Source organism: Thermococcus sp. MV11, assembly GCF_012027285.1.
GTDB classification, from domain to species: domain Archaea; phylum Methanobacteriota_B; class Thermococci; order Thermococcales; family Thermococcaceae; genus Thermococcus; species Thermococcus cleftensis.
On the sequence record NZ_SNUD01000003.1, the window covers coordinates 312,802 to 328,475 of the forward strand.

General features: G+C 57.6%; 19 protein-coding genes. 1 reads left to right on the forward strand and 18 read right to left on the reverse strand.

Translation table 11 applies throughout. The features are described from left to right. Positions 1-4 precede the first annotated feature (4 nt). The 10 genes from E3E27_RS09310 to E3E27_RS10760 all read right to left on the reverse strand — a co-directional run bounded on the left by E3E27_RS09310 (position 5) and on the right by E3E27_RS10760 (position 8,669). Positions 5-202 (reverse strand): TIGR04140 family protein, encoded by a 198-nt coding sequence (locus E3E27_RS09310; RefSeq protein WP_167774336.1) that lies wholly within the window; start codon positions 200-202, stop codon positions 5-7. Next, entirely contained in the window at positions 189-1,463 is a 1,275-nt protein-coding gene (locus E3E27_RS09315; protein ID WP_167774337.1) for an ATP-binding protein, read from the reverse strand. The genes E3E27_RS09310 and E3E27_RS09315 overlap by 14 nt, the downstream gene beginning before the upstream one ends. A 73-nt stretch (positions 1,464-1,536) precedes the next feature. Continuing rightward, positions 1,537-2,508, reverse strand: coding sequence for a TIGR00269 family protein (locus E3E27_RS09320; RefSeq protein WP_167774338.1), 972 nt, complete (start codon positions 2,506-2,508; stop codon positions 1,537-1,539). Positions 2,509-2,554: 46 nt separating this feature from the next. Then, complete coding sequence (locus E3E27_RS09325) at positions 2,555-3,688, reverse strand: site-2 protease family protein (RefSeq protein WP_167774339.1); 1,134 nt, start codon at positions 3,686-3,688, stop codon at positions 2,555-2,557. A 50-nt stretch (positions 3,689-3,738) separates the two neighbouring features. Beyond that, the gene (locus tag E3E27_RS09330; RefSeq protein ID WP_167774340.1) at positions 3,739-4,623 is read right to left on the reverse strand and encodes a glycosyltransferase; all 885 of its coding nucleotides are present in this window, start codon (positions 4,621-4,623) and stop codon (positions 3,739-3,741) included. Further along, entirely contained in the window at positions 4,620-5,885 is a 1,266-nt protein-coding gene (locus E3E27_RS09335; protein WP_167774341.1) for a sulfatase-like hydrolase/transferase, read from the reverse strand. The genes E3E27_RS09330 and E3E27_RS09335 overlap by 4 nt, the downstream gene beginning before the upstream one ends. Further along, positions 5,872-6,816, reverse strand: a complete 945-nt coding sequence (locus E3E27_RS09340) for a glycosyltransferase family A protein (protein ID WP_167774342.1) — start codon at positions 6,814-6,816, stop codon at positions 5,872-5,874. Before E3E27_RS09340 ends, E3E27_RS09335 begins: the two co-directional genes overlap by 14 nt. Next, complete coding sequence (locus E3E27_RS09345; RefSeq protein WP_167774343.1) at positions 6,813-7,676, reverse strand: alkaline phosphatase family protein; 864 nt, start codon at positions 7,674-7,676, stop codon at positions 6,813-6,815. Before E3E27_RS09345 ends, E3E27_RS09340 begins: the two co-directional genes overlap by 4 nt. After that, entirely contained in the window at positions 7,561-8,319 is a 759-nt protein-coding gene (locus tag E3E27_RS09350) for a hypothetical protein (protein ID WP_240910710.1), read from the reverse strand. The genes E3E27_RS09345 and E3E27_RS09350 overlap by 116 nt, the downstream gene beginning before the upstream one ends. A 23-nt stretch (positions 8,320-8,342) precedes the next feature. Next, positions 8,343-8,669 (reverse strand): glycosyltransferase family A protein, encoded by a 327-nt coding sequence (locus tag E3E27_RS10760; protein ID WP_240910711.1) that lies wholly within the window; start codon positions 8,667-8,669, stop codon positions 8,343-8,345. Positions 8,670-8,779: 110 nt separating this feature from the next. Here E3E27_RS10760 and E3E27_RS09355 point away from each other — a divergent pair, with 110 nt between their 5' ends. Further along, entirely contained in the window at positions 8,780-9,745 is a 966-nt protein-coding gene (locus tag E3E27_RS09355) for a sulfotransferase (RefSeq protein WP_167774344.1), read from the forward strand. A 29-nt stretch (positions 9,746-9,774) separates the two neighbouring features. Here E3E27_RS09355 and E3E27_RS09360 read toward each other — a convergent pair whose 3' ends face one another. The 8 genes from E3E27_RS09360 to E3E27_RS09395 are packed head-to-tail and all read right to left on the reverse strand — an operon-like array spanning position 9,775 to position 15,657. Beyond that, positions 9,775-11,319: a flippase gene (locus tag E3E27_RS09360; RefSeq protein WP_371731586.1), complete on the reverse strand. Its 1,545-nt coding sequence runs from the start codon at positions 11,317-11,319 to the stop codon at positions 9,775-9,777. Then, a complete protein-coding gene (locus tag E3E27_RS09365; protein WP_167774346.1) occupies positions 11,316-12,056 on the reverse strand; it encodes a sulfite exporter TauE/SafE family protein in 741 nt (246 codons plus the stop codon). The genes E3E27_RS09360 and E3E27_RS09365 overlap by 4 nt, the downstream gene beginning before the upstream one ends. Before the next feature lie 15 nt (positions 12,057-12,071). After that, positions 12,072-12,608 (reverse strand): adenylyl-sulfate kinase, encoded by a 537-nt coding sequence (cysC, locus tag E3E27_RS09370; protein ID WP_167774347.1) that lies wholly within the window; start codon positions 12,606-12,608, stop codon positions 12,072-12,074. A gap of 3 nt (positions 12,609-12,611) precedes the next feature. Then, a complete protein-coding gene (locus E3E27_RS09375) occupies positions 12,612-12,824 on the reverse strand; it encodes a DUF2283 domain-containing protein (protein WP_014788825.1) in 213 nt (70 codons plus the stop codon). Beyond that, positions 12,825-13,067 (reverse strand): DUF4258 domain-containing protein, encoded by a 243-nt coding sequence (locus E3E27_RS09380; protein ID WP_052304114.1) that lies wholly within the window; start codon positions 13,065-13,067, stop codon positions 12,825-12,827. Between the two features lie 15 nt (positions 13,068-13,082). Then, positions 13,083-14,516 (reverse strand): alkaline phosphatase family protein, encoded by a 1,434-nt coding sequence (locus E3E27_RS09385; protein WP_167774348.1) that lies wholly within the window; start codon positions 14,514-14,516, stop codon positions 13,083-13,085. A 5-nt stretch (positions 14,517-14,521) separates the two neighbouring features. Then, positions 14,522-15,457 carry a DHH family phosphoesterase gene (locus E3E27_RS09390; protein ID WP_167774349.1) on the reverse strand — a complete coding sequence of 312 codons (936 nt, stop codon included), beginning with the start codon at positions 15,455-15,457 and terminating at the stop codon, positions 14,522-14,524. Between the two features lie 5 nt (positions 15,458-15,462). Then, positions 15,463-15,657 (reverse strand): antitoxin family protein, encoded by a 195-nt coding sequence (locus E3E27_RS09395; protein ID WP_167774412.1) that lies wholly within the window; start codon positions 15,655-15,657, stop codon positions 15,463-15,465. Positions 15,658-15,674: the final 17 nt, after the last annotated feature.

Here is a 15,674-nt window from a genome sequence, read left to right on the forward strand (position 1 = left end):
CTATTCAGCCACCGGCCCTCGCCAAGCGGAGCTTCTCCATGAAGCGCTCGATTTCTTCCTCCGGGCCTTCAATGAGAACCCTGTTGAGAGCGATGCCGTTCCTCCCGCTCTTTCCGACGAGGGTGAGCTTAACGTCTGCTCCGGCCCTCTTGGCGAGTTCCTCAAGCTCGGTGAGTGGGATTGGCGTTTCAATGACCTTCAAGCAGGAACCTCCACAGGGGTATTACCTCGATTCCATCTATCTTTCCTTCCCGCTCCCAGGTTATCAGCTTGGCGTTTTTCCATCCGAACTCCCGCATGGCCGTTTTCAGCGCCTTCACTTCCCTGTCCAGTGTCCCGGGGTTTGAAACGTCGTAGCTCACCTGAATGAGGGTTTCCTCCTCTGGGAGTACGAAGTCCACCTCCCACCCCTTCCCGAGGGCGTAGTTCACCTCCCTGCCCCTCCTTAGGAGTTCTATGAAGACCGCGTTCTCCATCAGCCTTCCGAAGTTCTCGCTAAACCTCACGCTCAGGAAGGTGGTGAAGGACGTGTCCACGAAGTATATCTTCTTAGGGTGCTGTATCCTCAGCCTGACCTTTGAGGAGTAAACCTCCACGGGAAAGGCGAAGTAGCACTCCCTCAGGTGGTTGAGGTAGTTCGAGAGCGTGGCCTTGCTCACAGCGTAGCCGAGGCTTCTCATGGTTCTCTCCATCTTGCTCAGGCTGAAGTACTCAGAGTTGAGGAGGAGCCGTATGAAGGCCCTGAGCTCCTCGGGGTTACGCACCCTGTACCTCTCGATGACGTCGAGGGCTATGATAGTGTTGAAGTAGTCCCTGACTATGAGGCCCTTTATGCGCCTGTCGTCCGTCAGTACCACCTCTGGGAACCCCCCGTAGAGGATGTACTCCCTCAGGAGGTTCAGGAGCTGGGCCTTTTTTCCGCTGAGGCCGACGTTGTGGGGTACTTCAAACCTTTTGAAGCGGAGGAACTCCCGGAAGCTCAGGGGAAACACTTCAAAGGTGAGCGCCCGTCCCCTCAGCGACGTGGGTATCTCCCTGCTCGATAGCTTTGAGGAGGAACCGCTCAGGAAGAGGCGGACGTTTTTCATGGAGTCGTTTACCCTCCTCGCCCACGAGTCCCATCCAGGGATGTTCTGGATCTCGTCGAGGAAGAGGTACAGCCGCTTCCTCTTCCCGAAGAGCTCCTCTATTGTTGGGATGAGCTCGGTGAGTGTTTCGGTCCTCTTTTCGAGCCTCTCGTCCTCAAAGTTGACGTAGAAAATATCCTCCCTCGGCACTTTCTCCGAGAGCTCGTTTATCAGCTGGAACATGAGGTACGTTTTTCCAGTCCTCCGGCAGCCCGCGAATGTGATGATTTTCTTCGGTCTCTCAGGAACCAGCGAGAAGTCGAAGTCCCTCTCAACTAGCTCCGGTGTCCAGTTCTCCTGCCACTCAACTATGACGCGCGCGAGGTTCTCGTCCATGGTTGTCACTTGCCCTTAACCTTTATAAAGGTTGTTTAGTATACTGAACAACCCTTTATAAACACCCGTTCGCTTAATCCACCCTGAACGTCAGTCCCCTCTCCCTCGCCTTCCTCTCGACCTGTAACCTGAACTGGCAGGCCTTGCATACCTCCCCCGTCGTCGGCTGGCCGCATATCCTGCAGCGGTTCAGCTCGCTCGTCTTTTTGGTGTAGGTCTTTGCTATGAGCGGGAAGAGCTTGTCGTAGCTCCTGAGTATCTGGTACTTGGTGCCGGGGTGTCTCTCCTCCATCTCGTTGAGCCAGTCCCTTATCTCGGCCCGGAAGGCCTCGACCGCGTATGGACACTCGCTCAGGTCGACTTCTATTCCGTTCAGAACCGCGTAGAGGACTATCTCCTTCTCGGGAATCTCACGGAGCGGCTTTATCCTCGGAACGAGCTCCGGGTGTATCTCCTCGTAGTAGGGGCCGGTTCTTCCCAGTCTCGCTATGTCCCCCCTGAGGATGTTCATGATGAACATCTGCACCTCGTCGTCCAGGTTGTGGCCCACAGCTAATTTATCGGCCTCGACGTCTTTGGCCGCGTAGTTCAGAAGCCAGCGCCTCCAGACGCCGCAGTAGGAGCAGGCACCAACCCTTTCCCCCCTCTCGAAGCTCCCCATTATCTCCACCGCCTCGTCGAGGGTGAATCCGATGTATTCCTTGAAGGAATAAATCCTGTGCTCTATCCCGAGCTTCTCCGCGTTCCTCCTCGCTATCTCAACGCTCGGCGGCCTATAGCCAGCTATGCCCTCGTCTATCGTTATCGCAACTAACTCGAAGGGGAACTTCTCGCGGAGCTTGGCCAACAGGTGAAGCAGAACGACGCTGTCCTTCCCCCCGGAAACTCCCACTGCTATTCTCTCTCCTTTCTCAATGAGGCGGTACTTCTTCACCGTTTCCTTGAACTTCTTTTCCACCATCTCGTTGAAGTGCCTGTGGCAGTAGTACCGCCCGGTGTAGCGCGCGTGGTAAACCGCTGGCCGGTTGCACTTGGAGCACTTCATTTTTTCACCCGTTCCGGGTTGAAAAAGGTGTTAAAAAAGTTAAGCCTCAGCCGATGAGGTTCCTCAGTGCCGGAAGGACGTTGAGGGCCAGCAGGAAAAGGCCCACTCCGATGGTGAAGTACCTGATGGGCTGCACTATCCTCTCGGGCAGGTACTCCTTGAGAACATCGTCCAGCATTCTCCCGCCGTCCAGAGGAACGAGCGGGAAGAGGTTCATCAGCCCTATGCCGATGTTGAGCACGTATATCCAGTAGAACGTGAAGAACAGCGGGAGCACGAGCCAGTCGGCTCCAACCTTCGAGACCACGTTCTGGGCGGGGTAGATCCCGATGTAACCCTTCTCCGGATTGTCCGGGTGGGCTCCAAGCTTCAGCTGGAGGTTAATCTCCCTTCCGTCCCTGAGCACGGTGAGCGTTATCACCTGGCCGGGCTTGGTGGTGTTCATGAAGTTGATGAACTCCTCCATATCCTTTATCTGCTGCCCGTCCATCGCTATTATCACGTCCCCCTTCTGGAGAAGACCGTAGGCAGGACCGTCATCGAGGACCCCGGATACGAGGATTCCCGAGGGTTGGAGGACTGGGGATATGGCGAAATTGAGTATCAGAACTGCCAGCAGGGCGGTGGCCACGTTGGCCAGTGAACCAGCACCGTAAACACGGAGCCTCGAGCGCAGGGGGGCCTTGGATAGCTCCTCCTCGTCAGGCTCGACGAAGGCGCCGGGTATGACTGCGAGAAGAACCAGACCCACAGACTTCAGAGGAAGGTTCTCGGCCCGGGCCACCACCCCATGGCTGAGCTCGTGAACCACCATCACGACGGCGAGGGCGATGAGTCCGTAGGAGAGGGGTATAGTAACGCCGGGGATAACGAGCTGAACCCCGCTCCCCTCGCCACCGGTCTGTACAGCCCTAACTGCGGTCTTGAATAGAGCGTAGAAGACGTAGACCATTCCCATGAAGCCGAGGGCTATCCCAACGTCCGCGTAGACCTTCCAGAAGCGCCTGTTTTTACTGGAGAGTCTGTCTATGAACCCCAGGAGCTTCTTGGTTCTCCACATGGCGATGAACATGTCCACGGTGAGGCCCTCTTCCTTCTCTTCTCTCCTCCCGAAGAGGGCGTATAGGATCATCCAGAAGGCGATGATTCCGACGATGACTGCCATCAGTGTGCTGTTCATTTGGGCCACCTAATAGAGCGTTTTCGAGCTGAGTTTAAAAAGTAATCGGGCTAAAGCCGCCCAAGGAACTTGAGTATGTACACCTTGGTTCTGACGTCGAGGAGGGAGCGGATAACGTCGGACAGGTTGCCCCTCATTGTCGGATTCAACCTGAACGCGGTCAGCACCTCTCTGGCCCCGCTCCTGTCGCCGCCGAAGAGCTTCAGTATCCCTATCTGAAGGAGGTGATAGCTCAGAACCCGGGGGTCGTGCCTTATGTCCCCGTGCTCCTCTATCATTCTGTACCTCCCCGCCAGGTACTTGGCGAAGGAGAACTGGCCCGAGTGAATGGAATAGTCCACCAGCGGCTCGTCTATCGCTCCGAAGTGGCACAGCTTGGCCATTCTCAGCCACATGTCCCAGTCCTCGCAGGTCGGGAAGCTCTCCCTAAAAAGTCCCGCCCTCTTGAAGCACTCACGCCTCACCATTATCGTGGACGTCCCGGTTATGTTGTCCCTCAGCATGTGTCCGTAAACGTCTCCGCTCGCCCTGGGGTGCTTTATCCCCAGAATCCTTCCCCGCTCCAGGTAGTAGTATGTAAACGCCGTGTAGATTAGCCCGTAGTCCCTGGGGAGCTTCCTGAAGGCCTCCATCTGGAGCTCGAGCTTGTCCTCCCGCCAGCGGTCGTCATCGTCGAGGAAGGCTATGAACTTCCCCCGGGCCTTCAAAACGCCGAGGTTGCGGGCGTTGGCTATGCCCTTTCCCCGCTGGGGAACGTACCTCAGGCGCTCGTCCCCGAAAGACCTGATGAGTTCCCTCGTCGATTCGCTCCTGGCGCCGTCCACCACGAGCACCTCGAAGTCGTCGAAACTCTGGTTTAATACGCTCTCTATTGCCCTCCTGAGGAGCCTGTCCCTGTTGTAGGTTGGGATTATGACCGAAACAGCCGGCCTCACCCGGCTACCCTCCCGCCGGTGAGGAGGCTCAGGTGCCTGAGTATCAGCCTCCTGGCCTTTCTCTCGAAGTCCTCCGCCTCCGATTCAACCCCCTCGAGCTTCCAGTCATCGACGTTGAAGACCGCGGTGCCCTCCCGGTGGTAGAGCTTTATCCTGTACTTCTCGAGCTCCTTCACGGCCTCGAGCTTCTCCTCGGGCAGGTTGGGGTAGGGATAGTGGGTTCCGAAGCTCTCCGCCAGGGCGTACTCCGAGGCCAGCTGGAAGTCCTTCCCCTCAACCTGGCTCAGGATAAAGGGCTTTATCCTCGCGAGGCTCACGTAGCCTCCCGTTTCTCCTATCTCGTGGGGGGCTTTTATGAGGAGGGGCACCCTCAGGAGCTCGTCGTCCAAGAAAACCCCGTGTCCCAGCCTGTTGTCCTCCCCGAGCAACTGTCCGTGGTCGCTCGTGACGACGATGACGGAGTTTTCCATCAGGTTCCTGTCCTCGAGGGTCTCCATCATCTCCCTGAGCCTCTTCTCCAGGTATTCCACCTGCCTTGGATAGCCCTTCCTCCACTTTTCGACGAGCTCAGGCTCCTCGCCGAGAAGCCTGTTCACGACTGGGGCGTCGGTGAAGCCCTCGAAGATGGAATATGGCTCGTGAACCTCCATGAGGTTGATGAACATGTAAACCGGCCTCTTCAGCTCCATCTCTGAGAGGAGCCTCTCCGTCACCTTCGCCCCCTTGTCCCTGGGCCACCCTTCGCCGTACCTGCCCACTATCCTCAGGAAAATCTTGAACGGCAGGGTGAACTTCCTCTCCTTTACAAGTGCCCAGGTCAGCTCGAGGGCGTTCCTCGGCTCGTGCTTTTTGAGCACCTCGTTCAGCTCCTCCCGGTCTCTGTCCTCGATGAGGGGCTTGAGGGTGTCTCTGAACTCGTCGAACGCCCTGATGCCGAAGTCGGGGCCCACGAAGAAGTTGGCCGTGAGGAGGTAGGTTGTGTACCCGAGAGACCCCAAAACCTCGTGGAGGTACGTCCCGTCCTCCCGGAACCTCACGTCGGGCACCTTTCTCTTCCTGCCCTCGTGAACCCCGTGGTAGAGGGGATAGAGGCCGGTGAACATCGAGGCGTGGCTGGGTATCGTCCAGGGTGATGTTGTTATCGCGTTTTCGATGCTCGTGAACCCGAAGTCCCTCGTGAGGAGCCTCTCTATGCCCCTCGAGTGGTCCTTCCTCAGGGTGTCGAGGACGATGATTATGACGTTTGGCTTACCCACGGACATCACTCTCCCGAACCGGCACCAGCTTTCTCGCGTCCCTTATCCTCCTGAGCTTGCGGAGGTTGCTCCCCAGGGTCAGGTCACTCCGTATCATCTCCCTGAGGTCCCCGTTCTCTATTCTTCTCTCGTGGCCCTTAAACGCTTTGAGGTATCCGGCAACGAGGGCGTAGCCCTTGACCGGGTTCTGAAGCATCAGAAATCCTGCTCTGGCAAGGATCGACGTGAAGGACGCGCCGAGCTTGTAGTTGGACCAGCCCAGCATCTCGTAGCCCCTCAGGTGGCCGAAGCGTCCCTCCGTCTCCCTGAGCTGGACCGCTATGGCATCGACCACCTGCCCGGTTCTCCACCCGAGGAACCTCGCGAGGTAGTGGGAGACGGTGTCGGGGCTTGGACCCTCGCGGTACCCACCGACCTCCCTGAAGCACTCCCTCCTGAAGAGCCTCGGACTGCCCTTCGGTCTCTCGGGGTCGGTTCCCTCCCAGACGAGCCGCCCGCCCTTCAGGTAGTAGCCGCCGCCACTCACGATTCCAAGCCGGGGGTCCCTTCCAAAGGCCTCCACGAGTTTTTCGAAGAACCTGCGCTCCAGTATGAAGTCCGCGTCCAGAACTCCTATGTATCCGAAGGGTATGCCCCTCCCAATGGCCAGCGAGAGCGCCCTCTCGAACCCGATCCTGACTACTTGAGAGTAACGATACTTCAGGTCGTAGCCCCCGCCGCCCTTCAGGTGGAGAACCTCTATCCAGCGGTGCCTTTCGGCGAGCTCCTCAGCTATCTTCCCCGTCCCGTCGGAGCTGTTGTCGTTCACTATCACCCACAGCCTTGGCCTGAGGCTCTGGTTCACAACGCTTTTGGCCAGCAGGGGCAGGTTCGCCTCTTCGTTCTTTGCGGGGGTGACGAGCAGGTAGCCCCGGGTTTTCGAGCTCCTCAGCCTCACTTCCTCCCCTCCGCCCTCTTCACCACCAGGTCAAAGAGCTCCTGGGGCTTCCCTATCAGCTCCCCGGTGTTGCTGCTGAAGAAGCCGTGGTCCGAGTGGTCACCGCCCCGTGGGTCCCCTGGAACCGGCTCCATTCCGTGGTCGGAGATTATGTAGAGAACGTCGCCCTCGTCCAGCTTCTCTGAGACGAGCTTCGCCAGCTTGTTGAGGTCGAAGTAGAGGTTCATGAGCTTGAGCTTCTTCCCTATTAGGAAGTGGGACACCTCGTCGAGGAAGGGGGTGTACCAGAAGATAAGCTCGTAATCTTTCTCCAGGGCCTCCATCAGTGCCCTCCTGTCCCTCTCGTAGGTTCTCATCGCGTACTCTATGAGGGGCCGGAGGTTGCCCTTCACAGCCTCCTTCATCGCCTCCCTCACCTCAGGGTTTGAGACGTTCCTGCCGTAGGAGGGAACGCCGTTGGTCCAGGTCTTCTCGAAGTAGTCGAAGATGGTCCTGTATTTCCTGTTCCTGAGCAGGTAGTCGTAGGTGGCCTCGAAGGGGTTGGAGGTTATCGCGTCCCCGAGCTTCTTCCTTATCGAAAGGGGGAGTATCTTGGCCCCCAGCTTGACGTACCAGGGGGTTTTGACCTTCGTTATGTTGCCCTTGTTGGCTATGAACTTCTGCCTCTTTATGAACGGCTCCTCTATCTCGGGTATCTTTTTCCCGGTGAGCATCGATGCCCATATCGGCGGGGTCACGATTACCTCAAAATCCGAGAGATCGGTTTTCGTGAACGCCCTTTGCTGCAGGTACTTCAGGTTCCACTCCCTCACCAGATCGTATTCCAGCCCGTCTATACCCAGGATTATTATTCTCCCCATGGGGGACCCGCTCCGTCCAGAAGTTTACATCTCCCCTCTTGATCCTGTTCCTGTTGAGGGTCGCCATCGCCAGGCCCTCAATCATGTAAATTATCCTACGGGCGTTCTCCCTTTTAAAGCCTGAGGTCGCGAACAGGATCGAGTAGAGCAGCAGGTCCCCCATTCTTCCGAGGGCATAGCGGACTTTGTTGGAGAGAGTGTTCTCGAAGAGCTTGTAGAACAGGTAGAGGTGATAAACCTGCCTCATCACCTCGAACTGCCGGGAAGAAAGCCTCCCGGCCGGGGCCTCCTGATGCACCAGCCTGGCCTTTGGGGTCTGGTAGAGCGAGCCCGGGAAGAGCTTGTGGAGTCGGTAGGAGAAGTCCTTGTCCTCCCCCACGGCGTATTTCTTCAGCCTCTCGTCGAACTCTAGGTGCCCGAAGGCCTCCCTCCGGTAGGACATGTTCGTTCCGCTGAAGCTCTCCCTGTTTATCGTTCTCGTGAGCCTGTAGGGAAGGATCTCAAAGAGTGAGGGGAGTTGTTTGTGAACATCGACCTCGTAGTAGCCGCGCTGGAGGAGCCACCAGAGGAACTTCAGAAGGCCGAACCTGATGAGGGGGTTGTTCCCGCTGACCCTGTTGGTTATGAACCCCTGGACGCCCATGGCGTTCGGGTGCTCCTCGTAAGTCAGGATAATGTTCTCCAGTAGTCCCTTTCCAGGATCACGTCGTCGTCCAGGAAGAGGATTACATCGCCTCTGGCAACCTTTGCCCCGACGTTCCTGGCGTGGGGGAGGCTGGAGCGGGGAAGGTGGAGCCTCTTGACCGCGATCCCCCTGGATCTCAGGAGCTTTATCTCACCCTCGACCGTTCTCTCTTCCTCCCTTGAGGGCGCACCGTTGATGAGAATGACCTCGATCGGCTTCACGCTCTGGTGGGTTATTGATCTGAGGCACTCGGCCAGCTCTCTTGGCCTCTTGTAGAGCGTCGATATAACCACCGAAACTTCAAGCATTTTTCCTCCACTGTGGTAAGAAACGGGGTGACCTTAAATAGTCTTTTGGTTCAACAAACTATATAACCCGCCGTCCCCAATCATAAAACCGGTTGCCGGAGGGAGCACAGATGGGAATGGCTGAAAAGTTGCTCGCTCGCTTCAATCACTCCGTCGATGCCTTTGCTTCACTCGTTCACGATTACAGAATGGAGGATACCATAGCGATATTTGGAAGCCCGCGCTCCGGCTCGACCTGGCTTATGGAGCTTCTCGAGTCCATTCCGGGCTACAAGTCGGTGTTCGAGCCCTTCCACCCTAGATGGTATCCCGAGTTCGGAAGGAACGGCTTTCCGTACACCCCCTATGTTCCCGACGAGACCGAGCTGGCCTGGCTCGGTGATTACCTGGAGAGGGTCTTCTCTGGAAGGGTTCACGCGAGGTTCCCATACCGCCGCCCCGTGCTCCCCCGGCTGAGGGCATCGAAACTGGTCGTCAAGTTCGTGAGGGCCAACACAGTCCTCCCCTGGGTGGCGGGGAACTTCGAGCTGAGGGGCTTCTACTTCATAATCCGCCACCCCTGCGCCACCATAGCGTCCCAGATTGCGACGGGCTACTATTCAAGGATAACCCCAGAGCAGCTGGCCAATGAAGTGCGCAAGGTGGAGGGCCTGGAGGAACTGGCCGGGCGCGTTGCCCGCTTGAATACCGAGATAGGCCGCCTCGCCGCGGTGTGGGCCTTTGAGAACTACGTTCCCCTCTCCTCGGAGAGACCCTTCCCATGGTACACGGTGGTGTATGAGCGCCTCATCGTAAACCCGGCGGAGGAGCTTGAGGCTGTATTTGGCCACATCGGGGAGGGGGTTCCGGAGGGGGCATGGAAGAAAGTGAAAAAGCCGAGCATGGTCACGAGGAAAAGCTACGGAAAGGAGTACATAGGAACCCCCAAACAGCTCCTTAAGTGGAAGGACAAGCTGAGCGAGAGGCAGGTTGGGGAGATACTCGAGGTCGTCTCGTGGTTCGGTCTGGATTTCTACACCGCGGAGCCTGAGCCGGATTACGACGCCCTCGGGGAGGGGGGTGTGGAGGTTGGATAACCTTAATGCGATCCGTTCCAGGGCAGGCTTTACCCGCCTGAAATGAAGCGGGCGAGGAGTTTTTTGAGGGGCTTCAGGTTCACCCCCGTCCTGGCTTCAACGGCATCGAGGAGCTCGATGTCCTCCACCTCAACCGTCCTCAGGGCCAGTATCGCGGCCAGGTAAACGAGGTAGCCGGCGGCGGTGACCGGGATCGCGGTGAGCAGGTTATCGTTCGCCCCCATCGCCGTCATCGCCACGGTCAGACCCAGTCCGGGGGCCAGAACCTTGATGTAGTTCCTACCAAAGGGGTGTATCCCCGTCTTCCTGTGGAGCCACCAGGTTCTGTACAGGTTGGCGGTGACGTACGATACGGAAGTCGCCACCGCCGCGCCCTCTATGCCGTAGATGGGTATGAGGACGATGTTCAGGACCACGTTGGCGGCCGATGCGAAGAGATTGCCGGTCATGTTGGCGGAGGGCTCTCCGACTGCTATGAGGCTCATTCCGTTGAGGCCCATCATCACGTGGAACATGAAGCCCGCCGAGAGTATCCTGAGGGCGGTGGCGGCATCGGTGTACTTGGATCCGAAGAACAGGTTGATGGCGCTCTCGGGAAAGACGAAGACGAAGAGGAAGACCGGAAAGGTCAGTATGAAGACCCACCTGGTGGTGGTGCGGTACAGCTTCCTGAGCCCATCGATGTCGCCACCGGTGAAGAAGGCCGTTGCTATGGGCATGTAGAGGAAGCCCATCGAGTTTAGGAAGAGCGGGAGGAGTCTCGCTATTGGTGCCGCGCCGTTGTAGAGGCCCACAGTGTCGGGGTCGAAGTAGTAGCCGAGCATCAGCGAATCCGTCCAGCCCATCACGTAATCGAGGATTCCGGTGAGCATCAGGGGCAGGGAGAAAAGGAACAGCTCCCTCGCTATTCTCCAGTCAAGGATCGGCCTCCCCGGCAGGAATCCAAGGTGGAGGGACTCGCGGACGAGAAGGAGGGACGAGAGGGCCTGGGAGAGGACGTAGGCGAGGAACACGAAGGTGAAGCCCGCCCCGGTCAGAAGTCCGGCCACGAGAATGATCAAAAACAGGAGGGGCGGCAGGATGTTGCGGTAGTAGAGGTTCTCCCTCACCCTGCCGTGGCCTCTCGAAACTGCCACGAGGAGCATCGTGAGCACCATGAAGGGGAGCGCTGGGGCGGCGAGGGGAAGGGTCTTGTCTATATACCTGTCGTTCAGGAGCCGGGCCAGGTCGGGGGCGAGGAAAACCGTCAGGGCGACCATCGTCAGGGACGCCGCCAGGGCCATGGCAAGGCCGGTGGAGACGAGGGCCGGAACCTTTTCCCTCCTGTCCTTCAGGTACCTCGATATCTCCCTCGGCAGACCGCTCTGGAGGCCCAGGAGCGCGACGGTCATCGCTATGCTGATGACGGTCATGGTGAGGGTGAAGGAGCCGTACTGGTACCTGTCGAAGTGCCTCGCTATGATTGCCCTGCTGAGAAACGTCAGGAACATCGAGGCCACCGTTCCGGCCAGGACGATTCCCATGCCCCTGGCGACTCTGTGGAGTGCATTGTTGGTTTCGCTCAATCCCTTCACCCACCGAACAGGGTCAGCAGTCCTATCAGCAGGATTATCACGTTCATGGCCCTTTTAAGCTTCTCCCCCTCCGCGTTCCTGTTCACGTGCGTCCCCATGTAGACGCCGGGCAGGGTTCCGAGGGTTAATGCTCCGGCGAGGTGGTAGTCCACTCTCCCCATTCCCGCGTAATTCAGGAAGCTGAGGGCCGAAAGCGCCAGACCGTAAGTTATCGTGACGCCGACGACTTCTTTCGGGTCGAGCCTGGCGACGTTCATCAGGGTGAAACTGACTATGACGCCAGCTCCGACGGAGGTGAACTGAACCGTCAGGCCAACGATGAAGCCGAGAAGGTAAATGTAGGCCCACCTCGGCCTTACCGGGACGCGGAATTCACCCTTGAGAAGGCTCAGAACCGCGCTGACGACGAGTATCGCCCCGAGGAGGAGGGTAAGATAGTCGTTGAGGGCGTTCCGGTCTATCTCGCGGAGGATTATCCCGCCCAGAACTATCGCCGGGACGCTTCCGGCTAGGAGGCGGAGCGCTATGTCGTACCGTATCCTGCCCTTCCTCCCGTGGAAGAAGACGCCAAAGACCCTTGTGACGGTGGCGTAGAGCAGGTCGGTTCCGACGGCAGTTAGGGGTTCAACGCCGAGAAAGATTAGGGAAGGGGTCATCAGGGCCCCGCCGCCGACCCCCGTTAGGCCCACGAGAAAGCCGACGAGAAAGCCCAGTCCTACGAAGGTCAGCGGGTTCAAGGCCCTCCCTCCGGTTCAGGGCAGGTAGCCGAGCTCCCTGGCCTTCTCTATTACCGCATCGACCTCCTCCTCCGGCGTCATCTTCGAGCTGTCCACCTTCACCTCGGGGTTCTCGGGTTCCTCGTAGACGCCGTCGTAGCCGGTCAGGCCCTTTATCTCGCCCCGCAATGCCTTCGCGTAAAGCCCCTTAGGGTCGCGCTGGATTCTCACCTCGAGGGGAGCGTAGACGTAGACCTCCATGAAGTTCCCTATCTCCTTCCTCGCGTACTCCCTGACGGCTTTGTAGGGAGAAATCAGCGAGACTATCGCTATAACCCCGTTTCTGCTGAGGAGCTTCGCCATGTGGATAACAACGCGGTTGTGCATCTCCCTGGCTTCCTTGGAAAACCCGAGGTTCGGGTAGAGGGTCTTTCTTATGGTATCCCCGTCGAGTATTTCAACCCGGTAGCCCATCTCCCTGAGCTTTCTGGCGAGCTTTACCGCCAGGGTAGTTTTTCCAGCACCGCTCGGCCCCGTGAGCCAGATGGTGAATCCCTTCTCAAGGTTCTTCATGGTTCACCCCGCCGTAGCTTCCTCCAGTTTGAAAGTTATCTCTGTTATGGGGGCATGGGTTCTCATGGAGGCTCCTATTATCTCGATGCCTACTATCTCCCCGTTTTCACCGTAATCTACGAGGACCCCCTTCTCGACCTCCACGGTATCAACTACCTTGGCATGGCTGAACCTGATGTACATCACATCATGCTTGGGATCGTAAGATATCTCCATCTACTCACCCCCGTACTTCTTTACCTTTGAGGTAACGTAGGCCGTGATGACAACTACCTCATTCTCAATTTCCTCGTAAATCACCCTAATGAGCTTTCCGTTTATCCGTTTTTGAGCCACCTTTCTTCCAAGGTATCCCTCTGTGGTATCATCTGGTGATTGGAGAGCCTCTTCCACGAGTTCCCTGCTTATCCCTCTTTCCTTCATTCTCTCCAGCGCGTGTGGAATGTATTTTATGCCCAAAGGTACCACCTGCCTTCATGGTAGAATGCTCCTTCCGTGCATACTGGCGAGAGGCTCCTCTATGCCGAAGAGCGTGAGCATGGTTGGAGCGAAGTCGTAGATGCTCAGCCGCGTTGCTCTGCTCTCGTCGAAGCCAGGCAGATACATCGAGAACACTCCGAACTCGGAGTGGTTTGCATCGTCCGGCCCAGTGTCGTTTTCCGGCAGGTAATTGCTCGGGTGGCCGACGGTTCCCGCCGCGCGCCAGTTGAGGTTGTCAAAGTAGACCATTATGTCCGGCTTGCTTCCCTTCGCTATCGGATATATATCCTCCGGGTAGAACACCTTCGTGTCCCACTTCTCGCCGTTCGGGCCGCGTATGGAGCGTATCTGCTCAGCAACCTCGTCCCTTACCTTCTCGAACCTGGAGAGCGGTACCTTTCCGGCTTTCTCCCTTCCAAGGACGTTGAGGAAAACGCGCGAGTAGTAGCCGCCCCAGCCCCATGCGGTGGTTTCCTTCCAGTCGACCTCGAGGCTCTCGAAGCGCTTGACCTTTCCGTCGTGGAGGGCCTCCGGGGTCTTTACCTTCAGCAGGCCCTCCTCAGCTAACCACTGGTTCACCGCGAAGTTGCCGTGCATGGCCTTTATCCCGTGGTCGGAGACGATGAAAACAGCGGTCTCGTCGAGGTCTATGAGCTTGAGCGTCTCGCCTATCTCCCTGTCCAGCAGCCTGTAGTAGTCCGGAATGACGTTCTCGTATTTGTTTCCCTTCCCGGGGTAGAGGTGGTGGTTCGGGTCGAAGTAGCGCCAGAAGGCGTGGTGGAGTCTATCCAGGCCAATCTCGACGAAGTGGAAGTAGTCCCACTCCTTCTCCTGAATGAGGTAGCGTATGACCTCGAACCGCTTCTCCGTCATCTCCCAGATGCCTTCCCTGACCTCGTCCTTGGCTTCCCTCCGGAACGGGACGTCGAAGATGTACTCCCCGACAAGGCGCTCTATCTCGCCCTTCAGCTCCCTCGGGTATGTGTAATCAACGCTCGCGTCTGGCGTTATGAAGCAGCTCACGAGGTGGCCGTTGATCGGCTTCGGCGGGTAGGTTGGCGGAACACCGACGATTATCGACTTCTTTCCGCGCTCACCGAGGTAATCCCAGAGAGTCGGCTCCTTGACCTTTTTGCTGTGAGCTATCCAGTAGTCGGTGTAGGAATAGCCGGTCCTGTGCCTGAAGCCGTAGAGGCCGAGCTCACCCGGCGTTTTTCCAGTAACCATCACCATCCACATTGGAATGGTTATCGCCGGTATTCCCGTCTGCATCGGGCCGTAGACGGACTTTTCGAGGAGCTTCTTCACGTTGGGCATGTCGTCGATGAAGCGGTTGAACAGCAGCTCCGGCGGGGCGGAGTCGAGGCCTATGACGAGCACCTTCTTCGTCCGCTCCATTCCCTCCTTAACCTTCCTTTCAAACTCCATCCTCCTCACCCCAGGTATTCTTCAACGATCTTGAGCGCGTCCTCGATTTTATCCCTCTCGCAGACGCAGCCGAGGACTTCTCTCTTGCCTCCGGCGTTGGTTCCGAGGGATCTAACGCGTTCGATGACCTCGGCCATGTTTATCCTCTCCGCTTCCTCGCCGGAGATCCTGAAGTAAAGCTGTGCCTTCCCGTGGAAGTTCCCGTTGATGGCCACCGCGCCCCTGTAACCGAGCTCCCAGACGAGCTTTCTGGCGACCTTCGAGATTATGTTGAAGGGGCTCTCGAACTCTACTATCGCGAAGCCGTTCCGCTCCTCGACGCCCGAAACCGCCCCCTCGATGGCCTCCCTGATCGCCTCTGCCTTTTTCACCCACGGCCCGTACTCAAGGAGCTCTTTCACCTCGTGGCTTAAAAGAACTCTAAGGGCTTCCTCCACCGCCTCTCTGTCCACCGCTATGTAGTTCGAATCGATAAGCTCGACGAGCCTTAGGGCCTCTTCCCGCGAGAGTCCCTCCCTTTCCAGAAGCTTTCTGACGGTTTCCAGCTCAAAGGCCTTCTCACCTATGTCACCAACAGCGCCGAGGGCCGTCCATGCGTTGAAAAGCCCAAAGCGCTCTGAAACGACGAGTGAGCATGAGGGGTAGTGTTTGCCTTCGAGTGAGGGGTTCACCTGCTCCACGAGGGGGTTTTTGATTCTCCGCTGGGCGTGGTGGTCTATGAAGAGCGTCTCCACTTTTACCATCTCAACCTCGTCCGGAACGTTGAAGTCGAGGACGTAGAGCCTCTTGGCCTTCTCGATGGCGTCCCAGATCCTCTCGTCGAAGCGGAACTCACCTATCGGTGCGGTGATGTTGGTGAATTCCTCGGGAGAGAGCGCCCTAACCAGCAGCGCCGAAGACGTCACCCCATCGGTGTCCCAGTGGTGGACGATTAGGTTCACCTAACTCACCCGCAATAAATTTTATTTCTTTCCTCCAGGAACTCCTTAAGAACGTCCCGTTTTACCTTCTCCTCAAAGCTCTCAATGATGTCAGCCAGGCCAAGTTCTATGATGACCTTCCTGTGAGTGCCTTCTTTCAGCCTGACCTTTTTCAGAGGCTTGAAAACGCCGTTCTCGTAAACCACTTCAACTTCTTCCATTCCACTCACCGCTTAGA